Here is a 317-nt window from a genome sequence, read left to right on the forward strand (position 1 = left end):
CTAGTACGAGTTACCAATGATGGCCGGTTAAGTATGGATAATAACCGAGCGGAACGTTCAGTGCGTCCGTTCACGGTGGGCCGGAACAACTGGTTGTTCTCGAAGACTCATAATGGTGCCCGCGCCAGTGCCGTGCTGTACAGTCTTATCGAAACCGCGAAGGCTAACGACTGTGAGCCGTATGAGTACCTCGAATACGTGCTACGAGAAATCCCGAAACTGAAGAGTGAGGACGACCATGGTCATCTTCTTCCTTGGAACATGCCAAAAACGGACGAGTCCCCCATTTCCGAATAGCGTTCAGAATGACAGATACC

The 317-nt window shown here is 51.1% G+C and carries 1 protein-coding gene; it reads left to right on the plus strand.

The window, feature by feature from the left end:
* The coding region (locus Q1A70_RS20600; RefSeq protein WP_299697696.1) for a transposase domain-containing protein at window positions 1–297 on the plus strand (297 nt) is incomplete at its 5' end.
* Window positions 298–317: the final 20 nt, after the last annotated feature.

The sequence above is a fragment of the uncultured Vibrio sp. genome, assembly GCF_947488985.1.
Lineage (GTDB): Bacteria > Pseudomonadota > Gammaproteobacteria > Enterobacterales > Vibrionaceae > Vibrio.